The organism is Ruicaihuangia caeni, from assembly GCF_040536845.1.
GTDB lineage: Bacteria > Actinomycetota > Actinomycetes > Actinomycetales > Microbacteriaceae > Ruicaihuangia > Ruicaihuangia caeni.
This window is the reverse complement of the sequence record NZ_CP159582.1, coordinates 2,216,638-2,238,196: the sequence shown is the minus strand read 5'-3', so window position 1 is coordinate 2,238,196 and position 21,559 is coordinate 2,216,638. Positions and strand designations below refer to the sequence as shown.

The 21,559-nt window shown below is 67.1% G+C and carries 26 protein-coding genes; 4 read left to right on the top strand and 22 right to left on the bottom strand.

Going from position 1 to position 21,559, the window contains the following annotated elements:
- Window positions 1-74 precede the first annotated feature (74 nt).
- The 5 genes from ABV606_RS10450 to ABV606_RS10430 form a co-directional block, all read right to left on the bottom strand.
- Window positions 75-1,010, bottom strand: a complete 936-nt coding sequence (locus ABV606_RS10450) for an amino acid ABC transporter permease (RefSeq protein ID WP_281489543.1) — start codon at window positions 1,008-1,010, stop codon at window positions 75-77.
- Complete coding sequence (locus tag ABV606_RS10445; RefSeq protein WP_353987672.1) at window positions 1,007-1,654, bottom strand: amino acid ABC transporter permease; 648 nt, start codon at window positions 1,652-1,654, stop codon at window positions 1,007-1,009. Before ABV606_RS10445 ends, ABV606_RS10450 begins: the two co-directional genes overlap by 4 nt.
- Window positions 1,655-1,739: 85 nt before the next feature.
- The gene (locus ABV606_RS10440) at window positions 1,740-2,615 is read right to left on the bottom strand and encodes a glutamate ABC transporter substrate-binding protein (protein ID WP_281489541.1); all 876 of its coding nucleotides are present in this window, start codon (window positions 2,613-2,615) and stop codon (window positions 1,740-1,742) included.
- Window positions 2,616-2,715: 100 nt separating this feature from the next.
- Complete coding sequence (locus ABV606_RS10435) at window positions 2,716-3,453, bottom strand: amino acid ABC transporter ATP-binding protein (RefSeq protein ID WP_353987670.1); 738 nt, start codon at window positions 3,451-3,453, stop codon at window positions 2,716-2,718.
- Between the two features lie 263 nt (window positions 3,454-3,716).
- Complete coding sequence (locus ABV606_RS10430) at window positions 3,717-4,523, bottom strand: TrmH family RNA methyltransferase (protein WP_353987668.1); 807 nt, start codon at window positions 4,521-4,523, stop codon at window positions 3,717-3,719.
- Between the two features lie 181 nt (window positions 4,524-4,704).
- Between ABV606_RS10430 and ABV606_RS10425 the strand changes: the two genes are divergently transcribed.
- Window positions 4,705-4,929, top strand: a complete 225-nt coding sequence (locus ABV606_RS10425; RefSeq protein ID WP_353987666.1) for a hypothetical protein — start codon at window positions 4,705-4,707, stop codon at window positions 4,927-4,929.
- Between the two features lie 101 nt (window positions 4,930-5,030).
- Here ABV606_RS10425 and rplT read toward each other — a convergent pair whose 3' ends face one another.
- Genes rplT through infC form a run of 3 tightly spaced genes read right to left on the bottom strand, consistent with a single transcriptional unit; the run spans window position 5,031 to window position 6,218 of the window.
- A complete protein-coding gene (gene rplT / locus ABV606_RS10420; RefSeq protein ID WP_281489537.1) occupies window positions 5,031-5,417 on the bottom strand; it encodes a 50S ribosomal protein L20 in 387 nt (128 codons plus the stop codon).
- 26 nt (window positions 5,418-5,443) lie between these two features.
- The gene (rpmI, locus tag ABV606_RS10415; RefSeq protein ID WP_281489536.1) at window positions 5,444-5,638 is read right to left on the bottom strand and encodes a 50S ribosomal protein L35; all 195 of its coding nucleotides are present in this window, start codon (window positions 5,636-5,638) and stop codon (window positions 5,444-5,446) included.
- The gene (infC, locus tag ABV606_RS10410; protein ID WP_281489561.1) at window positions 5,631-6,218 is read right to left on the bottom strand and encodes a translation initiation factor IF-3; all 588 of its coding nucleotides are present in this window, start codon (window positions 6,216-6,218) and stop codon (window positions 5,631-5,633) included. Before infC ends, rpmI begins: the two co-directional genes overlap by 8 nt.
- Before the next feature lie 239 nt (window positions 6,219-6,457).
- Between infC and ABV606_RS10405 the strand changes: the two genes are divergently transcribed.
- Window positions 6,458-6,799 (top strand): DUF1844 domain-containing protein, encoded by a 342-nt coding sequence (locus ABV606_RS10405; RefSeq protein ID WP_281489535.1) that lies wholly within the window; start codon window positions 6,458-6,460, stop codon window positions 6,797-6,799.
- A 32-nt stretch (window positions 6,800-6,831) separates the two neighbouring features.
- On the opposite strand, the gene ABV606_RS10400 is transcribed toward ABV606_RS10405, so the two are convergent.
- From ABV606_RS10400 to ABV606_RS10360, 9 genes are all read right to left on the bottom strand, one after another.
- A complete protein-coding gene (locus ABV606_RS10400; RefSeq protein ID WP_353987664.1) occupies window positions 6,832-7,659 on the bottom strand; it encodes an ABC transporter ATP-binding protein in 828 nt (275 codons plus the stop codon).
- The gene (locus tag ABV606_RS10395) at window positions 7,656-8,495 is read right to left on the bottom strand and encodes an ABC transporter permease (RefSeq protein ID WP_353987663.1); all 840 of its coding nucleotides are present in this window, start codon (window positions 8,493-8,495) and stop codon (window positions 7,656-7,658) included. Before ABV606_RS10395 ends, ABV606_RS10400 begins: the two co-directional genes overlap by 4 nt.
- Window positions 8,496-8,506: 11 nt before the next feature.
- Window positions 8,507-9,523: an ABC transporter substrate-binding protein gene (locus ABV606_RS10390; RefSeq protein ID WP_281489532.1), complete on the bottom strand. Its 1,017-nt coding sequence runs from the start codon at window positions 9,521-9,523 to the stop codon at window positions 8,507-8,509.
- A gap of 167 nt (window positions 9,524-9,690) precedes the next feature.
- Window positions 9,691-10,455, bottom strand: a complete 765-nt coding sequence (locus ABV606_RS10385) for an SseB family protein (RefSeq protein ID WP_353987662.1) — start codon at window positions 10,453-10,455, stop codon at window positions 9,691-9,693.
- 50 nt (window positions 10,456-10,505) lie between these two features.
- A complete protein-coding gene (priA, locus tag ABV606_RS10380) occupies window positions 10,506-11,255 on the bottom strand; it encodes a bifunctional 1-(5-phosphoribosyl)-5-((5-phosphoribosylamino)methylideneamino)imidazole-4-carboxamide isomerase/phosphoribosylanthranilate isomerase PriA (protein ID WP_353987661.1) in 750 nt (249 codons plus the stop codon).
- Window positions 11,256-11,356: 101 nt separating this feature from the next.
- Window positions 11,357-11,989: an imidazole glycerol phosphate synthase subunit HisH gene (hisH, locus tag ABV606_RS10375; protein ID WP_353987660.1), complete on the bottom strand. Its 633-nt coding sequence runs from the start codon at window positions 11,987-11,989 to the stop codon at window positions 11,357-11,359.
- Window positions 11,990-11,991: 2 nt separating this feature from the next.
- Entirely contained in the window at window positions 11,992-12,600 is a 609-nt protein-coding gene (gene hisB, locus ABV606_RS10370; protein ID WP_353987658.1) for an imidazoleglycerol-phosphate dehydratase HisB, read from the bottom strand.
- A complete protein-coding gene (locus ABV606_RS10365; RefSeq protein WP_353987657.1) occupies window positions 12,597-13,673 on the bottom strand; it encodes a histidinol-phosphate transaminase in 1,077 nt (358 codons plus the stop codon). The genes hisB and ABV606_RS10365 overlap by 4 nt, the downstream gene beginning before the upstream one ends.
- Window positions 13,674-13,725: 52 nt before the next feature.
- A complete protein-coding gene (locus ABV606_RS10360) occupies window positions 13,726-14,076 on the bottom strand; it encodes a LysM peptidoglycan-binding domain-containing protein (protein ID WP_353987655.1) in 351 nt (116 codons plus the stop codon).
- 299 nt (window positions 14,077-14,375) lie between these two features.
- On the opposite strand from ABV606_RS10360, the gene lexA reads away from it, so the two are divergent.
- A complete protein-coding gene (gene lexA / locus ABV606_RS10355; protein WP_281489525.1) occupies window positions 14,376-15,044 on the top strand; it encodes a transcriptional repressor LexA in 669 nt (222 codons plus the stop codon).
- A 74-nt stretch (window positions 15,045-15,118) separates the two neighbouring features.
- Here the strand turns inward: lexA and hflX are convergent, their stop codons facing one another.
- Complete coding sequence (gene hflX / locus ABV606_RS10350) at window positions 15,119-16,702, bottom strand: GTPase HflX (RefSeq protein ID WP_435415008.1); 1,584 nt, start codon at window positions 16,700-16,702, stop codon at window positions 15,119-15,121.
- Window positions 16,703-16,743: 41 nt separating this feature from the next.
- On the opposite strand from hflX, the gene ABV606_RS10345 reads away from it, so the two are divergent.
- Entirely contained in the window at window positions 16,744-17,352 is a 609-nt protein-coding gene (locus ABV606_RS10345; RefSeq protein WP_353987653.1) for a class I SAM-dependent methyltransferase, read from the top strand.
- A 124-nt stretch (window positions 17,353-17,476) separates the two neighbouring features.
- On the opposite strand, the gene dapF is transcribed toward ABV606_RS10345, so the two are convergent.
- The 4 genes from dapF to ABV606_RS10325 form a co-directional block, all read right to left on the bottom strand.
- Window positions 17,477-18,358, bottom strand: a complete 882-nt coding sequence (gene dapF, locus ABV606_RS10340; RefSeq protein WP_353987652.1) for a diaminopimelate epimerase — start codon at window positions 18,356-18,358, stop codon at window positions 17,477-17,479.
- A gap of 10 nt (window positions 18,359-18,368) precedes the next feature.
- Complete coding sequence (gene miaA / locus ABV606_RS10335; RefSeq protein ID WP_353987651.1) at window positions 18,369-19,274, bottom strand: tRNA (adenosine(37)-N6)-dimethylallyltransferase MiaA; 906 nt, start codon at window positions 19,272-19,274, stop codon at window positions 18,369-18,371.
- A 2-nt stretch (window positions 19,275-19,276) separates the two neighbouring features.
- A complete protein-coding gene (gene miaB / locus ABV606_RS10330; RefSeq protein ID WP_353987650.1) occupies window positions 19,277-20,818 on the bottom strand; it encodes a tRNA (N6-isopentenyl adenosine(37)-C2)-methylthiotransferase MiaB in 1,542 nt (513 codons plus the stop codon).
- A gap of 101 nt (window positions 20,819-20,919) precedes the next feature.
- Window positions 20,920-21,399: a regulatory protein RecX gene (locus ABV606_RS10325; protein ID WP_353988817.1), complete on the bottom strand. Its 480-nt coding sequence runs from the start codon at window positions 21,397-21,399 to the stop codon at window positions 20,920-20,922.
- Window positions 21,400-21,559 lie beyond the last annotated feature (160 nt).

Below are 21,559 nucleotides of genomic sequence, written 5' to 3'. Positions count from 1 at the left end.
GCCATTTCTGGCCTTCGCCGCGACGCCAGCGCCGAGCGCCGTCCCGGCGCTCGGAAGACGCTGACACCCGACCCCTACCGCTCCCGCCGATCTATCGTTCCCCCATGCGCACCCGGCAGCGTGATCGCGCGGGTTCCAGACGCCCCTGGGATACGCCCCGCATCGTCGACGCCGGCAGCAATGAGCTTGCCCGCCTTCGGACCCGTCTTGCGCGCCACGAACCGGGCGACCCACGAGAGCAACAGGTTCATCGCGAGATAGATCACGAGCACGACGAAGAACAGGGAGAAGAAGTACCGGTTGCCGAAGAAGTTCGACAGGTAGTTGACGCCGACGCGCAAGAGTTCGGGGTACCCGACGATGTAGGCGAGCGATGTGTCCTTCAGCAGCACGACCATCTGGGCGAGAATGATCGGCAGCATCTGCCGGAAGGCCTGCGGGAACTCGATCATGAACCGGGTCTGCAGCACCGTGAGCCCGATCGAGAGCCCGGCCTCGCGCTGGCCCTTCGGCAGAGATTGGATGCCGGCTCGCAGCGCTTCGCCGATGATCGCGCCGTTGTACACGGCGAGCGCCGCGACGCCGGCCCAGTACGACCCGGTGGCGAACACCAGCAGGATGAACAGCATCATCAGCAGCACCGGCATGCCGCGGAAGAACTCGAGCACGATGGTCACGGGAATCCGCACCCATCGGCTGCGCGCCGCACGACCGAACGAGAACAGTACGCCGATGATGAGCGCGAAGACCGCCGCGACCGCCGCCATGCGCAACGTCGCCGCGGCTCCCTCGCCGATCGACCGCCACACGGCGAGGTCGTTGAAGATGTCCCAGCGGCTGCCGTCCCACATCCCCGGCTGCACCGCGCCGTTGGCCGATACGCGCTCAGCACCAAGGGCCCAGATGAGCGCGGCGAGCCCACCCGCGATCGCGATCGCTCCCACGATCGAGATGAGGAGGGAGCGCCGCCGGGCCTTCGGACCCGGGGCGTCGTACAGGACCATGGTCATCGCAGCACCGCCACTCGCTTCTCGACCTGCCCGGCGATGAGGCCGAGCGGCACGGTGATGATCAGATAGAAGAACGCGACGCCCAGCAGGATCGCGACCACCCGGTCGCCGCGGAGGTTCGTCAACTGCTGTGCGGTCTGGAACAGCTCGAATACGAAGAAGCCACCGGCCACCGAGGTGTTCTTGGTGAGCGCGATGAAGACGTTGATCAGCGGCGGCACCACCATGCGCAGCGCCTGCGGCATCACCACGAGGGTGAGCACCTGCCCGAACGTCAGCCCGATGCTGCGTGCGGCCTCCGCCTGACCGACGGGTACGCCGTTCACACCTGAACGCACGGCTTCGGCCACGAACGGTGACGTATAGGCCGTCAGCCCGATCATCGCGAGCGTCATGTACCCGGGCTTGAAGTCCAAGTACGGAAGCACGTTCGCGGTGAAGAACAGAACGAGCGTGAGCGGGATGTTCCGCAAGAGTTCCGTGTACACCGTCGCGAACGCCCGGAGCGACGCGACGGGCGAGATGCGCATCGCGGCGAGGATCACGCCGATGATGAACGCACCGATGCCCGAGACGATGAGCAGCTGCAGCGTGCCCCAGAAGCCCCTGAGGAACAGCGGCAGGTTCTCGATGATCGCGTCCACGCGCGGAAACCCCCTTCGTCGATCGGATGCTGTCAGCGGTCACGGTGCGGCGGGCGCGTCACGCCCGCCGCACTCGCGGCCGGGATCAGTAGCGGTCGATCTTCGGCGGCTCGGGCGTGGCGAGCACCTTGCCCGCAGTGGCCTCCCAGGCGGCCTTCCAACTGCCGTCGTCGAAGGACTTCTGCAGCACGTCGTTGATGAACTCACGGAACTGGTCGTCGCCCTTCTTCAAGCCGATGCCGTACGGCTCCGAGGTGAAGGGGTTCCCGACCACCTCGAACTCACCGGGGTTCTGGTCGGCGAGTCCAGCGAGGATCACGTTGTCGGTCGTGACGGCCGCCGCTTCACCGCTGCGCAGCGGCTCGAGGCATGCCGAGTAGGTCGCTGCGGCGATGATGCCCGCGTTCGGGTACTCGGAGATGTTCCGCTCCGACGTTGAACCGGTCACCGTGCAGACCTTCTTGTCGGCGAGGTCCTCCGGCCCCTTGATGCCGTCGGGGTTGCCCGCGAGCACCAGGAGGTCTTGACCCGCCGTGTAATAGGGGCCCGCGAAGTCGACGACTTCCTTGCGGGTGTCGTTGATGGTGTACGTGGCGACCACGATGTCGACCTGGCCGTTCTCGATGAACGGCTCACGGTTCGCCGAGACCGTCTCTTCCCACTTGATGTTGTCGGGCGAGATGCCGAGCGCTCCGGCGATCATCTTGCCGATCTCGACATCGAAGCCCACAGGCTTGCCGTCGGGGCCGACGAGACCGAAGAGCGGCTGGTCGAACTTGGTGCCGATCGTGATGCTTCCGGCATCCGCGAGCTTGGCCATGGTGGTGCCCGGCTCGAAGGTGGCCTCCTCATTGACCGTCGGCTCGGGCGCCGGAGCTCCGGAATCAGTGCAGCCGGCGAGCGCGACCATGCTCGCGGCGGCGATCGCCCCGATCATGAGTCGCTTGCTGGTTCGTCTCATTGGTGCCTCCCTTTCGGTGCTCGCCCGCTGTGCGGGCGAAGTGAGTGATTCGGGTCAGCGGGTAGTAGGTGGGGTTCAGCGGGCGGCGTCTTGCGGCCGTTCAATGGGTGAGGATCTTCGACAGGAAGTCCTTGGCGCGCGGCGATTGCGGATTGGTGAAGAACTGCTCCGGCTCCGCCTGCTCGACGATCTCTCCGTCGGCCATGAAGAGCACGCGGTTCGCGGCCTTGCGCGCGAAGCCCATCTCGTGTGTCACCACGACCATCGTCATGCCCTCGTGGGCGAGGGTGACCATGACGTCGAGCACCTCGTTGATCATCTCGGGGTCAAGGGCCGAGGTCGGCTCATCGAGCAGGATGAGCTTCGGGTCCATGGCCAGCGAACGGGCGATCGCCACGCGCTGCTGCTGGCCGCCCGAGAGCTGCGAGGGCATCTTCTTGGCCTGGTTGGCGACTCCAACGCGGTCGAGGAGTTCCATGGCGCGCTTGTCGGCATCCGCCTTGCTCACCCCGCGCACACGGCGCGGACCGAGGGTCACGTTCTCGAGCACGGACTTATGGGCGAACAGGTTGAACGACTGGAAGACCATGCCGACATCGGCCCGCAACTTGGCCAGGCCCCGACCTTCTTCGGGCAGGGTCTTGCCGTCGATCGTGATGGTGCCGCTGTCGATGGTCTCGAGGCGGTTGATCGCGCGGCAGAGCGTCGACTTACCCGAACCGCTCGGGCCGATCACGACGACGACCTCGCCGCGACCGACCGTCGTCGAGATGTCTTTCAGCACGTGCAGGTCGCCGTAGTGCTTGTTCACCTTGTCGATAACGACGAGTGGGTCCATGGGCACATAGTGATGCGAAGGGGGCGGAGAGGCGAGGGTGATTCGAAATTGTGACTTAGTGGTGACGCGGCTCACCGTGCTCGAACGCCGAGACGGCGTTCGCGCTGGCGTCGCGGCGACGATCAGAAATGATCGTCGCTCCAAGCTCCAGCGCGCGGGGTGATTCGAAATTGTGACTTAGTGGTGACGCGGCTCACCGTGTTCGAACGCCGAGACGTGCGTTCGCGCTGGCGTCGCGGCGACGACGATGAGGCGTCTTCGCTCTACGAGCCAGTGCGCAAGGCGAAGGCACTCTCGTAGAGGCAGACCGAGGCGGCCGTGGCGAGGTTCATCGACTCGGCTCGACCGTAGAGGGGCACTTTGAGCGCCGAGCCGGCCAGAGCGAGTGTCGAATCCGAGAGGCCGTGCGCCTCGTTGCCGAAGAGCCACGCCGTGGGCTTGGCGAGGACGCCGGCCTCGCGCGCCTGGAGCAGGTCGCCGCCCTTCACATCCGCCGCGATCACCTGAAGGCCTGCCGAGCTCAGTCTCGAAATGACCTCGGTGAGGTCCTGCTCGGCGATCACCGGCAGGTGGAACAGCGAACCCGTCGTGGAACGCACGACCTTGGGGTTGTAGATGTCGACGCTGTCGCCCGTGAAGATCACCGCGTCGGCGTCGGCGGCATCCGCGGCTCTGATGATGGTTCCAGCGTTGCCAGGGTCGCGGATCTCGTGCAGCAGTGCGACGAGCCGCGGTCCCGCCTCGAGCACCTCGTCGACCGACTGCTCGAGTTGACGGCACACCGCGACGAGCCCCTGGGGCGTCACCGTGTCAGCCATCGCTGCCAGCACCTGCTCGCTCGTCTCTTCGACGTCGATGCCGGCCGCGACAGCGGCCTCGATGATGTGCGGATGCCGGTCGAGCGCCGCATCAGTGGCATACAGCTCGAGGAGCCGCTCCGCGTGATAGGCGAGCGCCTCGGCGACCGATTGCGGGCCTTCGATGAGGAACAGGCCGGTCTCTCGCCTCGCGCGCCCCTTCGACAGCTTCGCGACCGCGCGCACACGCGGTGAACGAGGGTTGTCGATCATTCCCGAAGTCTAGCGGCGGGGGAAATCCCACCTTCGCTCCAAGCGCTCCAGCGCCGACCCGGGTGCCGAGACGGCGGCCTGGGTGCCGAGACGGCACCCGGCGCTGGCGTCGCGGCGAAGGTCAGAAATGACCTTCGCTCCAAGCTCCAGCGCGCGTACTGTGTGCGGCATGGAGGCCGACATGGGACGAGACGAAGAAGAGCAGCTCGCGCGCGACACCGCATACAGCCCGTCGAGCGAGGATGAGACCGAGGCCAAGCAGGCGAATTCTGTGCCCGACGCGCTCGACGACGACATCAAAGACGACGTGCGCGTGGCACCCGGCACCGGCGGGCCGGATGATCAGGGCGACGTCGAAGTCGACCCCGACGATCTCAACCTGCCGACCGAGAACGGCTCGCGCTGAGAAGGCTGAGCACACCGAGAACCGACGCAGAAATGAGCAACGCCCCCGGGGTTCCGGGGGCGTTGCTCATTTCACACCGTTCGGCGAGGTGAGACCTCGACTCAGGCGGCTTCCTTCGGAGCCGACGTGTCGGCGGGAAGGGCCTGCTTGGCGGTCTCAACGAGTGCCGCGAAGGTCTCGGGGTTGTTCACCGCGAGGTCGGCGAGGATGCGACGGTCGACCTCGACGCCCGCCAGGTTGAGGCCCTGGATGAAGCGGTTGTAGGTGAGGCCGTTCGCACGCGAGGCGGCGTTGATGCGCTGGATCCACAGGCGACGGAAGTCGCCCTTGCGGGCACGACGGTCGCGGTACGCGTAGACGAGCGAGTGAGTGACCTGCTCCTTGGCCTTGCGGTAGAGGCGCGAACGCTGACCGCGGTAGCCCTCGGCACGCTCAAGGATGACGCGACGCTTCTTGTGGGCGTTGACTGCCCGCTTGACTCTTGCCATTTCTCTGTGTCTTCCTTACTCGCGGCTTACTTGCCGAGAAGCTTCTTGATCGCCTTGACGTCCGCGGGTGCCACGAGCTCGTCCTGGTTCAGGCGGCGCTTGCGGTCGGAGCCCTTGACCTCGAGGTTGTGGCGCATTCCGGCCTGCTGCTTCTTGACCTTGCCGGTGCCGGTGAGCTTGAACCGCTTCTTGGCACCGGAGTGCGTCTTCTGCTTAGGCATTCTCTTCCTCAGTTGTGTTGTGTGCCTTCTTCTCGGCACGCTTCGCATTGGCCTCGGCCTTGGCTTCCGACTTGTTCTTGTGCGGGCCGATGACCATGACCATGTTCCGGCCGTCGATGGTGGGGTTCGACTCGACCGAACCGAACTCCGCGACATCTTCGGCAAACTTCTGCAGCAGCCGCACGCCCTGCTCGGGGCGAGACTGTTCACGACCGCGGAAGAGGATCATGGCCTTGACCTTGTCTCCCGCCTTCAAGAAGCCTTCAGCGCGCTTGCGCTTGGTCTCGTAGTCGTGCTTGTCGATCTTGAGGCGGAACCGAACCTCCTTGAGGATCGTGTTCGCCTGGTTGCGCCGCGCTTCCTTGGCCTTCTGCGCGGCCTCGTACTTGAACTTGCCGTAGTCCATGATCTTGGCCACGGGCGGCTTCGAGTTCGGTGCAACCTCGACCAAATCCAGATCGGCCTCCTGCGCGAGGCGCAGTGCTACCTCGAGCTTGACGACACCGACCTGTTCGCCGCCCGGACCGACCAGGCGGACCTCGGGTACGCGGATTCGGTCGTTGATTCTGGGATCGCTGATACGTGTCTCCTCGGTCTGCGATGATTCTGGCCACCCCCGGGCGGATGCCGGGAGGCGACGAAACGAGGAAGTCCACGCGCGTGAGCGCTTGCACCCTTCAAGCTGCCGTTCACGCAAGCGCATCGGCGGGGTGCAACTACCCGGTAACCTTGATGTCGGTCAACGCGGGTGGGAGAATCTCCACTTTTCGTACCGGGGAAGCCCCGGAGCCCGCACAAGAATAGCAGAGGAAACACCCGATGAGCGAGCACGAGACCGATCACGAGCAGATCCGCGACATCGCGGAGGTGCCGGCGGTCGAGGTGATCAACACCGTCGCGGTGCACCTGCTGAGCGCCGCGGCCGTGAAATGCGGCCTCACCGAACGGGGCAACGAGACGCTCGACCTCGATGAGGCCCGCAAGCTCATCAACGCCCTCGCCGGTCTGGTCACGGCATCCGCCCCTGATCTGGGCGACCAGCACGCACGACCGCTGCGCGACGGACTGCGCTCGGTGCAACTGGCCTTCCGCGAGGCGTCGCCGTTCCCCGACGAGCACGGCAAGGGTCCGGGCGAGAAGTACACCGGCCCCGTCAGCTGACGCATCGGGCGGCGTTGCCGCTTCGGTCGGCCCTACTGAGCCGCGCGCTCGTGGATCATCGCGAGGATGTCGTGGGCGTGCGCGCGGAACTCCGGCGCCTCTCGCGAGTGCTCGCCGCGCGGCCGGTCGAGCGCGATCGGCACCTCGGCTCGAATGCGCCCGGGCCGCGGGCTCATCACCACCACGCGGTCTGAGATGAGCACGGCCTCTTCGATGTCATGGGTGACGAAGACCACCGTGATGCGATGCCGCTCCCACACGGCGATGAGCAGCCGCTGCATATCGGCTCGCGTCAGCGCATCGAGTGCGCCGAACGGCTCATCCATGAGCAGGATGTCGGGGCGGTACGACAGTGAGCGAGCGAGCGCGACCCGCTGCTGCATACCGCCCGAGAGCTCACTCGGGTAGGCGCCCTCGAACCCCTCGAGCCCCACCTGCGCGAGCACCTCACGCGCGGCATCGCGGCGCTCGGCCTGACTCAGCCGCTCGCCGCGCAGCGCGAACTCGACGTTGCCCTGCGCGGTGAGCCAGGGCAGCAGCGTGGCGCGCTGGAACACGACGCCGCGATCTCGGCCCGGCCCCGTCACGCCTCGTCCGGAAACCGTTACCGTGCCCTCATCAGGCGCGTCGAGACCGGCGATGATCGACAGCAGCGTGCTCTTGCCGCATCCGGAGGTGCCGACCAAGGAGACGAACTCGTTCTCGGCCACCGAGAGGTTCACCTGCTGCAGCGCTGTGACCTCACCGAACCGGCGGGTGACGTCGTCGATGGCGATCTTCGGCGTTCTAGCTGAGACGGCACCGCCGCTGGCAGGTGCGGCGCCGGCGGGTGCTGCGCTGCGATCGATGGAGTCGGTCATGAGGCAGCCCTCTGGTGACGGAACATGCGTCGCCCAGCCGCGCGCATGACCTGGTCGAAGACGAGACCGAGGAGGCCGAGCACGAGCACGTAGCCGATGATGGTGTCGGTCGCGAAGAAGCGCTGCGCGGTCATGATGCGGTATCCCATGCCACTCGTGGCCGCGACGAGCTCTGCGACCACGAGCCAGGTCCACGCCCAGCCGAGACAGATGCGCATGGCATCCCAGATGCGGGGCAGCGCCGACGGGAAGACGATCCGCATGAGGATGCCGGCACGTCCCATGCCGAGGGTCTCACCGAGCTGCACGAACGACACCGGCACCTGACGAACGGCATCCGCGATGAGCAGGACTTGCTGGAAGAAGGTGCCGATCCAGATGATGAGGAACTTCTGGGCGTCGTCGGTGCCCACCCAGAGGATCGTGAGCGGCACGAAGGCGACGACCGGCATGTACCGCACGAAGTCGATGAGCGGTTCCAAGGCGGCTTCGGCATGGGCGTTGGCCCCCATGAGCACGCCGAGCGGAAGGGCCATCACCGTCGCGAGCAGGAAGCCCACGAAGATGCGGTAGACACTGACCGCGATATCGCTCCAGAGCTGCCCGTTCTGGGCTTGCGCGATGAGCTTCGCGACCACGGCATCCGGCCCGGGCAGGAACAGCGGGTCGACGAGTCCGAACGCGGTGGCCGCCCACCACACGGCGATGAGCACCACGAAGGTCGCGACCGCGGTCGCGGCGTACCGACGCGCACTCAGCCGCTCCCCCACGCGGCGCCGGCGCCGACGGGGTGAAGCGGCCGCCGGGGAGGCGACGACGGGCGTCTCGGAGGCCACCGCGCGCTTCGCTACTTCAGCAGGCTTGAGTCGACGACGTCGGAGGGCTTCGCGCTGCCGTCGAGGATCTTCGCGACCTTGCCGGCCTCGATGATCGCCGGGAGCGCCTCGTCGAGGTACGCGCCGTCGAGCAGTTCGGCGTTGTCGTCGAGGGTGAAGAACTCGACGCCGTCGAACGCCGTGGTCAGCTCCTCAGGTGCTGCACCGACCGCGGTCGCGATGATGGCGCGGCCCTCGTCGGTGTTGTCGTTGTAGAAGCCGATGGCGTCGTCCCACGCGGCGAGCAAGCTGCGAAGCGCCTCCGGCTTCTGCTCGAGCACATCGTTGCGCACGACGAGCACGTCGCTGATGAGACCCTCGCGCTCGGCGGCCGTGTACAGCACGTGCACAGAGTCGGACTGAGCGAGGGCCTCGGTGATGTACGGCTCGTAGGTGACCGCGACCGGCACACGGTTGCCGATCAGCGCGGCACCGGCTTCGCTCGCGCCCATTGGCACCCGCTCGATGTCGTCGATGCTCATGCCGTTCTCGGCGAGCGCGTAGTTCAGGAGCAGGTCGCTTGTCGCGCCCTCTTCGTACGCGACCTTCTGACCCTTCAGATCGGCGATGGTGGTGATGTCGCCGCTCGCGATGATGGCGTCGGCGGTGGTCGCGGCATCCATGAGCAGGATGATCGAGACGTCCACACCGTTCTCGACGAACTGCAGGGCGGTGTGGCTCGCGACATTGGCCACGTCGGCCTGACCGGAGGCGAGCGCCGCGTTCACCTCGGCGTCGCCGTCGAAGCTCGTGAGCGTCACGTCGAGGCCGCGGTCGTCGAAGTACCCCTGCTCGTCGGCGATCGCCCACGGGCCGTAGCCGATCCAGGGCTGCGTCGCCATGCGGATCGCCGTGGACTCGGTTTCTTCGCCCTGCTGCGAATCGGTGCTGCCGGCAGCGCATCCGGTGAGGGCGAGGCCGACAGCGGCGACCGCGGCGACTGCCGCCATTCGCGGTGCGAAGCGACGGGATGCAAGACCGAGAGACACGATGTTCCTTCCTTGGCGCGCCGCAGAACCGACGCAGAAACCCCCAAGAGTTTACTCGCTCCGGCGCACCACTGATGAGCGCCGGCGCACCAGCCGAGCGCGGGGCGGCGGCCCGTGCAGTGGAGCGTCAGGTCGCATGAGCCGCTCTCGCCTCGACCGAACGGGTCTCAGGCGGGCGACGGTCCTGCGGCGAGCTTGACCGTCATCGAGTCGACCCGCTCTGCGATGACCGTCTCGGTAGCCCAGCGCTGCTGCAATCGCGACAGCACCGCAGAGAGCGCCTGCTGGTCGAGACCCGGCGCGAGAGTGAGGCGCACAAGGACCTCGGGGCCCTGCAGTCGGTGGTCGGGGTCACCCGACGAGATCTCGACGCGCTGCACGGCAGGTTCATCGGCGACGGATGCCGAGAAGCAGGCGATCACGTCAGGGTCGTCGTAGGCGGGACGCCAGCCCGCGCCCTGCGCGATCGCCCAGAGCGCCGGTCTGCGCACGACGAACTCGTGCTCGGAACCCGGGTCGATGATCACCAGGTCGGTCTGCTCTGACGCGGCAGCGAGCGCGACGCGCTGGCCATCGACCGGGATCGGCCTGGCCGCGGCGTTCCAGCGCTGCATCGCGTCGACGCTGCTGAACACCGGCATGACGTTCCGCCCATCGGGGCCGGCCACGGTCACGATCGAGAGCTCCTGGCTCTTGTCGATGAGCTGGCCGTGCTCGTTCTCGCCCGCCTCGCCGAGCTCGGCCACGAGGGGTACGAGCAGGCGCACGGAGCGCACGGCGTCGACGACGGCATCCGCCCCCGCAGTGCCTTCTCGGAACCCGCGCAGCGCCGCGTCGAGCTCCCGGGGGGCGCGACCGTCGTCGTTAGCGTGCGGGTTCGCCTGAAATTCGCGCCCCTCCCAGGGAACGCCAGCTGAATCCGCGTGCCCCATGTCTGCTCCTCGCCTACCGCTTGACGCTGCTCGTTCGCCGGTCGCTGGGCTCAGACGCCGGCGACGTCGAGCGCCTCCGCGAGGGTGAATGCGCCGGCGTAGAGCGCCTTGCCGATGATGGCGCCCTCGAGCCCGAGGGGTACGAGGTCGCGAAGTGCAGCGATGTCGTCGAGGTTCGACACCCCGCCCGACGCGATGACGGGCTTGTCGGTGCGCTCGAGCACCTCGCGCAGCAGGTCGAGGTTCGGGCCACGCAGTGTACCGTCCTTGGTGACGTCGGTCACGACGTAGCGGCTGCAGCCGGCCTCTTCGAGACGGGCCATGACCGCCCAGAGATCGCCGCCCTCCTGCGTCCAGCCCCGCGTGGCGAGCGTCGTGCCGCGCACATCGAGACCGATCGCGATCGCCTCGCCGTACTCGGCGATGACGTGCGCCGCCCATTCGGGGTTCTCGAGTGCGGCGGTGCCGAGGTTCAACCGGCGTGCACCAGTGGCGAGCGCCGCCTCGACGCCCTCATCGTCACGGATGCCGCCCGAGAGCTCCACGTGCACCTCGCGCGGCAGGTTCTTGATGATGCGCTTGATCACTCCGCGGTTGTGCCCACGACCGAACGCTGCATCGAGGTCGACGAGGTGGATCCACTCCGCGCCCTGCTCGGCCCATGACTCGGCTGCGGACACGGGGTCGCCGTAGTCGGTCTCACTGCCCGCCTCGCCCTGCAGCAGACGCACCGCCTTGCCGTCGACGACGTCGATGGCCGGCAGCAGGGTCAATACGGGAGAAGTGCTGAACTCGCTCATGTCTTCCTCGTGTCGGGGCGATCGATCGCCCGTCCGCGCGAGTGCGCGGTGGCGTGACGGCCGACGAATGATGCTACTCGCGAATCCCATGCGGTGCTGGATCAGAGGGTCGCGAGCCAGTTGCGCAGCAGACGGATGCCCGGCTGACCCGACTTCTCGGGGTGGAACTGCGTCGCCATGAGCGGCCCGTTCTCGACCGCCGCGAGGAACCGCTCGCCGTGCCTAGCCCAGGTGAGGCGAGGTTGTGGGAACTGCGGGTCGGCCTGCAGCGTCCACTCGTGCGCCGCATAGGAGTGCACGAAGTAGAAGCGCTCATCACGGATGCCGTCGAAGAGTCGCGAGTCTGGTGCTGCCTCGACCGTGTTCCACCCCATGTGGGGCAGCACATCGGCCCGCAGGCGCGTCACGGATCCGGGCCACTCCCCCATGCCTGCGGTGTCGATTCCGCGCTCCACACCGTGTTCGAACAGCACCTGCATGCCGACGCAGATGCCGAGCACTCCCCGGCCACCGCTCAATCGACGGCCGATAAGTTCGTGGGCGCGCACGGCGTCGAGCTGCTCCATCACCGCCGAGAACGCGCCGACCCCAGGCACGACCAGACCGTCGGCCGCGATCACCCGATCGCGTGCGGCGGTCACTTCGACGCGCGCGCCGGCGGCTTCAACCGCTTTGGCGGCCGAGTGGATGTTGCCTGACCCGTAGTCGAGCACGACGACGGAAGGACCGGTCATGATCAGAGAGCGCCCTTGGTCGAGGGGATGCCGGTGACCTTCTCGTCACGGGTGATGGCGGTGCGCAGCGCCCGAGCGAAGGCCTTGAACTCGGCTTCGGCGATGTGGTGCGGGTCGCGGCCCTCGATGAGTCGCACGTGCACGGTGAGGCCCGCGTTGAACGTGATCGCCTCGAACACGTGACGCACCATGGAACCGGTGAAGTGACCTCCGATGAGGTGCAGCTCAAAACCGTCGGGCTCACCGCTGTGCACGAGGTACGGGCGGCCGGAGACGTCGACCACCGCCTGAGCGAGCGCCTCGTCGAGGGGCACGAGCGCGTCGCCGTAGCGGGAGATGCCCGCCTTGTCGCCGAGGGCCTGCTTCAGCGCCTGTCCCAGCACGATGGCGGTGTCTTCGACGGTGTGGTGCACGTCGATGTGAGTGTCGCCCTTGGCGCGGATCGTGAGGTCGATGAGCGAGTGCTTCGACAGCGCGGTGAGCATGTGGTCGTAGAACGGCACACCGGTGTCGATCGAGGACGCTCCCGTGCCATCGAGGTCGAGTTCGAGCTCGACGCTCGACTCGCTGGTCTCGCGCGAAATGGAAGCGACACGGGGCTGGGGGGTCATGCCTCGATCCTAGCGAGCGCCTCGAGGAAGGCCGTGGTCTCGGCCTCCGTGCCAGCGCTCACGCGCAGGTGACCGGGAATCCCGAGATCGCGAATCAGGATGTCGTCGGCGAGCAGCCGCAAGAACACATCGTGCGGGTCGGCGACTCCGCCGAAGAGCACGAAGTTCGACCAGCTGCGGTAAGGCCGATAGCCGAGTTTGGGAAGTTCGGCGACGATGCGGTCGCGCTGGGCCTTGATGTCGTCGACCATTGCGAGCATCAGGTCGGCGTGGTCGAGCGCAGCGCCCGCTGCCGCTTGGGTGAGGGCGGAGAGATGGTACGGGAGTCGCACCAGTCGCAGCGCGTCGGTCACTGCGGGGTCGGCGGCGAGGTACCCGACTCGAGCGCCGGCGAATGCGAAGGCCTTGCTCAGGGTGCGCGAGACGGCGAGGCGCGGACGCCCTTCCAGCAACGCCAACGCGGTGGGCGAACCGGTGGGCGCGAACTCGGCGTACGCCTCGTCGACCAGCAGCATCCCGTCGAACGCGCTGTAGGCGGCTTCGATGGTCTCGAGCGATACCGGTGTGCCGGTGGGGTTATTGGGCGAGCAGATAAAGACGATGTCGGGCTTCGTGGCGCGGATACCGCGCTCCACCGTTTCGGGGCTCAGCTCGAAGTCGGCGTCGCGCGGGGCAGTGACCCAGTGGGTACCGGTGCCCTCCGCGATGATCGAGTGCATCGAGTAGGTCGGCGGGAAGCCGAGCACGGTACGACCGGGACCACCGAACGCTTGCATGAACTGCTGCAGCACCTCGTTCGAGCCGTTCGCCGCCCAGATCTGCTCGCGCGTGATGCCATGACCCAGGTATGCGGCGAGCTTCTCGCGGAGGACAGTGAACTCGCGGTCGGGATACCGGTTGACGGTGCGCACAGCCTGCGCGACCCGGTCGACAATGTCCTGAGCAACCGTCTCGGGTACCGGATGGGTGTTCTCGTTGACGTTGAGCGCGACGCGCACCGGCTTCTGGGGTGCGCCGTACGGCTTCTTGCCGCGCAGGTCGTCGCGGATGGGCAGATCGTCGAGGGTGGTCACCGGGTCAGTGTAGCCAGCGGGTGCCGCCGCAGCTTCGAGCAGCGAGGGCGGATCAGCGGGCGTAGGCCAGGGGCATCGCCAACTGCTGACCCGGCTGCACGTCGGTGCTCTCGAGCTGGTTGAGCCGCGCGATCTCGTAGATGACGTCGCGGGGGTCTGAGCTGGGAGCGATGCGTTCAGCGATGCTCCAGAGCGACTCGCCCGCCTCGACCGTGACGGTCGAGAACGTCACACCGCTCGCGGTGTCGCCTGCAGTCGCCGCTCCGCCCTGCAGGCCGATGACGAGGGCGCCTGCGACCGCTGGAATCGCTGCCAATGTGGTGAAGACCGCGCGCCCGCGACGAGTCAGCCGCAGACGGGGTGCGGTGGTGCGCGGTGCGATGGTGCGGTGCGATGCAGACATCTCTTCTCCTCTTCCGTACGGTGCCGCGGGAACCCGATCGGCCGTTCCGGTCGGGTTCGCACCCGACGCCGCGGGCCGGCGGGCATCGGATGCGAACCTGTGTTCCGAACATACTTTCGAATCTTGAGACTGTCAACCACTCCTTGTTCCGCGAGATCACGCGGAAGCCCGCGAGACACGTTCGAAGAAATGTTTGTTTCCGCCCCTGTGGGCGGATACAGTTTCGAGAGTCAGGAGTAGTCAACAGACGACCACTGACATTCGAGACGGCGGGCGCCGTCGCGCACCAGGAGGGGACGATGGGCGACATGACGGAGCCGGGCCGGGGCACTCGCCGGAGGAAGAGTCTCAGCGACAAGCAGCGCGCCATCCTCGAGGCGATCCAGCGCTCCGTGACCACTCGGGGCTACCCGCCGAGCATGCGCGAGATCGGTGACGCAGTCGGCCTCGCCTCGCTCTCGAGCGTCACGCACCAGCTGAACCAACTGGAACTGAGCGGTTATCTGCGCCGCGACCCCAACCGCCCCCGCGCCCTCGAAGTGCTCATCGACCTGCCGGGCGAGGATGCCGCGGGCGAGACCGCTGTCGTGGGCGACGCTGCGATGGTCCCCATGGTCGGGCGCATCGCCGCCGGCATCCCGATCACTGCTGAGCAGCAGATCGAAGAGGTCTTCCCTCTTCCTCGCCAGCTGGTGGGCAAGGGCGACCTCTTCATTCTCAAGGTCGTCGGCGACTCGATGATCGATGCCGCCATCTGCGACGGCGACTGGGTCGTGGTGCGTCAGCAGCCGACCGCCGAGAACGGCGACATCGTGGCGGCCATGCTCGACGACGAGGCGACCGTGAAGGTCTTCCGCCAGCGCGACGGCCACACGTGGCTGCTTCCTCGCAACAGCAACTTCGAACCGATTCTCGGCGACTACGCCGAAGTGCTGGGCAAGGTCGTCGCCGTGCTCCGCACCGTGTGACGGTCGCTACCCCGCAGGCACTCACCCGCCGAACCGTCCGCGGGCGCTCAGACACCGCCCGCGGACGCCGCGGTTCACATCTTGACCGCGAACTCCTGCACCGCGTCGAGGCCGGAAGGGTGCACGAGTGCCTTGACGCGCGTGCCCGACGATAGATAGTCGGTCTTCAGCACACGCCCCTGCACGTGCAGGCGAGAGATGACGTCGCCGCGGTCGTACGGCACCAGCAGCTCGACCTCGACCTCGGGCGCAGGCAAGAGGTCTGCGATCCGCTGCTGCAGCTCTTCGACGCCCTCACCCGTGCGTGCGGAGACGAAGATCCCGGTCGGTTCCAGCCCTCGCAGCACCAGTCGGTCATCGTCGCTCACAAGGTCGGCCTTGTTGAATGCCACGATCTCGGGGATGTCGCGAGCATCCACCTCACCGATGACGTCGCGCACCGAGGCGAGCTGACCGGCAGGGTCGGGGTGCGAGGCGTCGACGACGTGCACGATCACGTCGGCGTCCTTCACCTCTTCGAGCGTCGAGCGGAACGCCTCGACCAGCTGGTGCGGCAGGTTCCGCACGAACCCGACCGTGTCGGCAAGCGTGTAGGCCCGCCCATCCGGCGTCTGCGTTCGACGAACCGTTGGATCGAGCGTTGCGAAGAGCGCGTTCTCGACCAGCACACCCGCGTGGGTGATGCGGTTGAGCAGGCTCGACTTGCCGGCGTTCGTGTAGCCCGCGATCGCGACGCTCGGCACGTGGTGACGGTGCCTGTTCGCCCGCTTCGTCTCACGAGACGGCGCGAAGGCCTTGATCTGCTTGCGCAGCTTCGCCATGCGCTGGTGGATGCGTCGCCGGTCGAGCTCGATCTTCGTCTCACCCGGGCCGCGGCTGCCCATGCCGGCACCCGCAGCGCCGACCTGGCCACCGGCCTGGCGGCTCATCGACTCGCCCCAACCACGCAGACGCGGAAGCAGGTACTCGAGCTGGGCGAGCTCGACCTGCGCCTTGCCCTCCCGGCTCTTGGCGTGCTGGCTGAAGATATCGAGGATCACTGCCGTGCGGTCGATCACCTTCACCTTCACGACGTCTTCAAGCGCGCGGCGCTGACTGGGTGCGAGCTCCGTGTCGGCGATCACCGTGTCAGCCCCGAGAGTCCGCACGATGTCTGCGAGCTCGCGCGCCTTGCCGCTGCCGAAGTACGTGCTCGGATCCGGATGCGGACGCCGCTGCAGCAGGCCGTCGAGCACGACGGCGCCGGCGGTCTCGGCCAGCGCGGCGAGCTCGCGCAGCGAGTTCTCGGCATCCTGCAGGCTCCCCGAGGAGTAGACCCCGATGAGCACGACGTTCTCGAGCCGCAACTGGCGGTACTCGACTTCGGTGACATCTTCGAGTTCGGTCGAGAGACCCGCGACGCGGCGGAGTGCGGCACGTTCCTCGCGGTCGAACTGCTCGCCGTCGCCTGGGGCGGTCTCGGCGGACGCGGAAGTGTCGGGCTCATCAAGCGCCGGAGCGAGCGCGCCCGAGAACCTGGTGTACCCCGCCGCGCGAGTGGTGTCTGCCGCGAGCACGCGGCTCACGGCGTCATCGGTGGAGACGGCGGCCCCGGCATCCATCTGCTGGTCGGCCGCTCGGTCGTCATCGACAGGCATGCCGTGTTCAGCTTCAGTCATCGGCTTAACCCTAGTCCTTTCGTTTTCGGTAGGTTTTTCGAATGGTCACGGAGCATTACTTCTCAGAAATGCCCGCTAGCGATGCGAAATTGCGCCAATTGCGCGTTCGCATCGCCGGGCGGGAGGTCGAGGTGACCACGGCGTCTGGGGTGTTCAGTCCCGAACGCATCGACGTCGGAACGCAGGTGCTGCTCGCGAACACTCCTGCTCCCCCGCCCGGAGGCAACCTCCTCGATCTCGGCTGCGGTTGGGGTCCGATCGCGCTCACGCTCGCGACCGAGTCGCCGCATGCGACGGTCTGGGCGGTCGACGTGAACGAGCGGGCCCTCGACCTCCTGCGCCGCAACGCCGAGTCCCTAGGGCTGACGAACATCACGGCGGCCACGCCGGATCAGGTGCCCGACGACATCCGCTTCATGACGGTGTGGTCGAATCCTCCGATCCGCGTCGGCAAGAACGAATTGCACGCCATGCTGGAACGCTGGCTGCCGCGGCTCGACCACGACACCGAGGCCTGGCTCGTGGTCGCGAAGAACCTTGGAGCGGATTCGCTCCAGCGCTGGCTTCAGGGCAGGTTCCCCGACGAGTTCACATTCGTGCGTGCCTCGACGAACAAGGGATTCCGGGTGCTTCGCGGACGACGGCGCTGAGCCGATCGAGGAGCGGCCGCCGAAGAACGGTGGCCGAGCAGGGCTGCGCTGCTCCGGGTCGTCCGCGCGTCAGATGATCACCGCGCCACTATAGCCCGAGCGCTTCGCCGAAGCGCAATCCGCATCAGTCGGGGATCGCGAACTCGCCCTTGAACACGAGTTCGGCAGGTCCGCTCAGCGCGACTCGCTCGCCCTCTTCCGCGCGGAACGCCCGCACCGCGACCGTGCCGCCGGGCACTGACACCCGCCAATGGTCAGGGGCGCCCGCGCCGGCCCAGTGTCGTGTCGCCAGTGCGGCCGCGGCGGCGCCGGTGCCGCAACTCAAGGTCTCTCCCACTCCGCGCTCGTGCACCCGCATGCGGATGCGGCCGATGCCGTCTTTGATCAGCGGATCTGCCGGCACGACGAACTCGATGTTCGCGCCCGAGACCGGCACAGGGTCGAGTTGTGGCGCCGTGCCGAGGTCGAGCGAGTCGAGTTCGTCGTCGCCGGCGAGGGCCACGACCACATGAGGCGTGCCCACCTCGAGCCCGAGTCCCGGGCGGGCCACCGGCAGGTTGCGGGCGCGCACCAGTGGCTCGGCGCCGGTCAGACGCCAATGACCGAGGTCGACCTGGAAGCCGGTGCGGTTCGCCTGCACATCGCGCACCCCCGCACGAGTGCCGATCGGAAGGGTCTCGCCGGGCTCCAGAGTCACGAGCCCTTCATCGAGCAGATACCGGGTGAAGACGCGGATGCCGTTGCCGCACATCTCTGCGACGCTTCCGTCGGCGTTGTAGTAGTCCATGAACCACTCGGCGTCAGGGTCCTCTTCCAGCGATGCTGCGCCATCCAGGAGGTTGCGAGAGCGCACAGCGCGGATGATGCCGTCAGCGCCGATTCCGAAATGCCGATCGGCGAGCATGGCAAGTTGCTCGGCACTCAGGCTCTGCTCTCCGCCTGGGTCGGCGAACAGGATGAAGTCGTTGCCCGTGCCGTGGCCCTTGGTGAAATGCAGCGTGCCCATCGGGTCAATGCTAGGCGGCGCGGGCGAGCGCTTCGTCTACGAGTCCGGGCTGATCTGCTGAGAGCCATCGCGCATCGTGGTAGCGACGGAACCAACTGACCTGGCGACGGGCATACCTACGGGTCAGCGCTGCGGTCTGCTCGATAGCGGATTCCTGGTCAAGCTCTCCACGCAGTTGCGCGATGGCCTGCGCATAGCCGATCGCTCGCCCCGCCGTCTGGCCGAACCGCACACCGTCGGCGAGCAGCGAGCGCACCTCTTCGACGATCCCATCACTCCACATCTCGGCTGCTCGGCGGTCAAGACGTTCCACGAGTTGCGCGCGCGGCAGGTCGAGCCCGATGATCTGCGCCGGTCGCCAGTAGGTGGGCTGTTCTGGGAGCCCCGCATCGAAGGGAGCGCCTGTGAGCTCGATCACCTCCAGCGCGCGGACGATCCGGCGGCCGTTCTGGGCATCGATCGTGCGGGCGGATGCCGGATCGAGCTCCCTGAGTCGCCGATGCAGTTCGCCCGGCCCTCGGTCTTCGAGCTCGCGTTCGAGACGCGCCCGAACCGCGGGATCCGTGCCGGGGAACCGGAGGTCGAACAACACTGCCGAGACGTAGAGCCCGCTGCCGCCGACCAGGATCGGCACGGCACCGCGGTCTGCGATCTGTTCGACCGCGGCGCGTGCCTCTTGCTGGAACCAGGCCACGCTCGCCTCGTCGGCGGGGTCGAGCACGTCGAAGAGGTGATGCGGGATGCCGCGGCGTTCGGCAGGCGGAACTTTGGCAGTGCCGATGTCCATGCCCCGGTACAGCTGCATGGCATCGGCGTTCACGATCTCAGCGGGCCGGCCTTCTTCCGCGAGTCGCTCCGCCAGATCGAGAGAGAGGGCGGACTTGCCGGTGCCGGTGGCGCCGACGATGGCCAGCATCGTCAGCGCTGCTCGTCGGCGAGGTCGTAGATGGGAAGCGTGGCGACGCGCAATGACGGCATTCCGAGCGAGACCGAACCTGGGGTGCCCGACGCCGAGGGCGACGGAGTCCCGCAGGATTCCGCCTGCGCGCGATCCCAAGCGTCGCCGGCCCGTGTGCGGCGCACACGAAGGGGCTGATCGCTGTCGGCGATGAGGTGGAACGGCGCTGCCTGCGTGATGTCGAGCGTCACCACATCGCCGGGGCGGGGCTGCTCGCTCCCGGCCGGCACGTTGAAGTGGACGAGCCGGCTGTCTTCTGCCCGCCCGGAGAGCCGGTGGGTCTCGGCATCCTTCTTGCCCTCGCCGGTGGCGACCAGCACCTGGACCGTACGCCCCACCTGCGCCTGGTTCTCTGCGAGGCTGATGCGCTCCTGCAGGGCGATCAGGCGTTCATAGCGCTCCTGCACGACCTCCTTCGGCACCTGGTCGTCCATGGTCGCGGCAGGAGTTCCCGGGCGGATGGAGTACTGGAAGGTGAAGGCTGACGCGAAGCGAGCGGCTTCGACCACGCGAAGTGTCTCTTGGAAGTCCTCTTCAGTCTCGCCGGGGAAGCCCACGATGATGTCAGTGCTGATGGCCGCGTACGGGATCTTCGCTCGGACACGGTCGAGGATGCCGAGGAACCGTTCGGAGCGATAGCTGCGCCTCATGGCGCGAAGCACCCGGTCGGACCCCGACTGCAATGGCATGTGCAACTGCGGCATCACGTTCGGCGTCTCGGCCATCGCGTCGATCACGTCGTCGGTGAAGGCGGCCGGGTGCGGACTGGTGAAACGGACGCGTTCAAGCCCTTCGATCGATCCGGTCGCCCGCAGGAGTTTGCTGAACGCCTGACGGTCGCCGAACTCGACGCCGTAGGAGTTCACGTTCTGCCCGAGCAAGGTGACCTCGATGGCGCCGTCGTCGACGACCGCCTGGATCTCAGCGAGCACGTCGCCGGGACGGCGGTCCTTCTCTTTGCCGCGCAGTGACGGAACGATGCAGAAGGTGCAGGTGTTGTTGCAGCCGACAGAGATCGAGACCCAGGCGCTGTAGGCCGAGTCGCGGCGGGTCGGGAGCGTCGACGGGAACACCTCGAGGGATTCGAGGATCTCGATCTGGGCCTCGTCGTTGTGGCGGGCTCGCTCGAGCAGAGCGGGCAGCGAGCCCATGTTATGCGTGCCGAAGACCACGTCGACCCACGGAGCCTTCTCGAGGATGACGTTCTTGTCCTTCTGGGCCAGGCAGCCGCCGACGGCGATCTGCATGCCCTCGTGCTCGCGCTTCACGCCGGCAAGGTGGCCGAGGTTGCCGTAGAGCTTGTTGTCGGCGTTCTCTCGCACGGCACAGGTATTGATCACGACCACATCGGCCTGGTGGCCATCGGCCCGGACATATCCTGCCGCTTCGAGCGATCCGCTGAGCCGCTCGGAGTCGTGCACGTTCATCTGGCACCCGTAGGTGCGGACCTCATACGTGCGGGGACGGGCTGCTTTGCCAGGGCGCAGGGCGGTCTTGCTCATGATCAGGCAAGTCTACGACTGGCCAGGTATCGCACATGCAGCTGGAAATCCCGAGCGACGAGCGGGCCAGATGTGTTCCCGAGGGCTCCTCACCAGCGCGTTCACTCCTCGCTGCGGAACCGCACTCCACCATGAGAGCGCGAAGCGTCACGGCCGCGACCGAGCACGGCAGACACCGCTTCACGCACGATGCTTCCGCTGTACCCTTTGCGCATGAGGAACGCAGCCAGCCGACGTTCGGCAACGTCGCGTTCCAGCCGCCCGAGGGACCGTGCTCGCTTCTGCGCCAGTTCGATCGCAAACGCGCGATCGTCGTCGCGATCGACTGCGTCAAGCGCATGCTCGATCGCCTCGTCTGCGAGCTTGCGAGATCGGAGTTCGGCGCGAAGGGCCGCACCGGCTATGCCCTTTCTCCGGCGAAGTCGCTCGACAAGGCGCTCGGCGAACGCCGCATCGTCGATGAGACCAACACGCTCGAGGCGGTCGGCCTCGGCTTCGGCGTCTTCTGGATCGACCTCACGCTCGATGAGGCGCCCGATGAGCTCGGCTCTCGAGACGTCTCGGCGAGTGAGCGCGGCCATGCTGATGTTCTCGATGCGCGCACGATGCTCAGCTTCGGATACCGGCGCTGATCCAGAGGTCAACGACTCTGGCCGTACTCCATCGAGTTCGACCGGCGAGTCGAGCATGGCAGCGAGTTCGGCGGTCGCTTGCTCGAGACGCCGACGCTGGGCCGAAGCG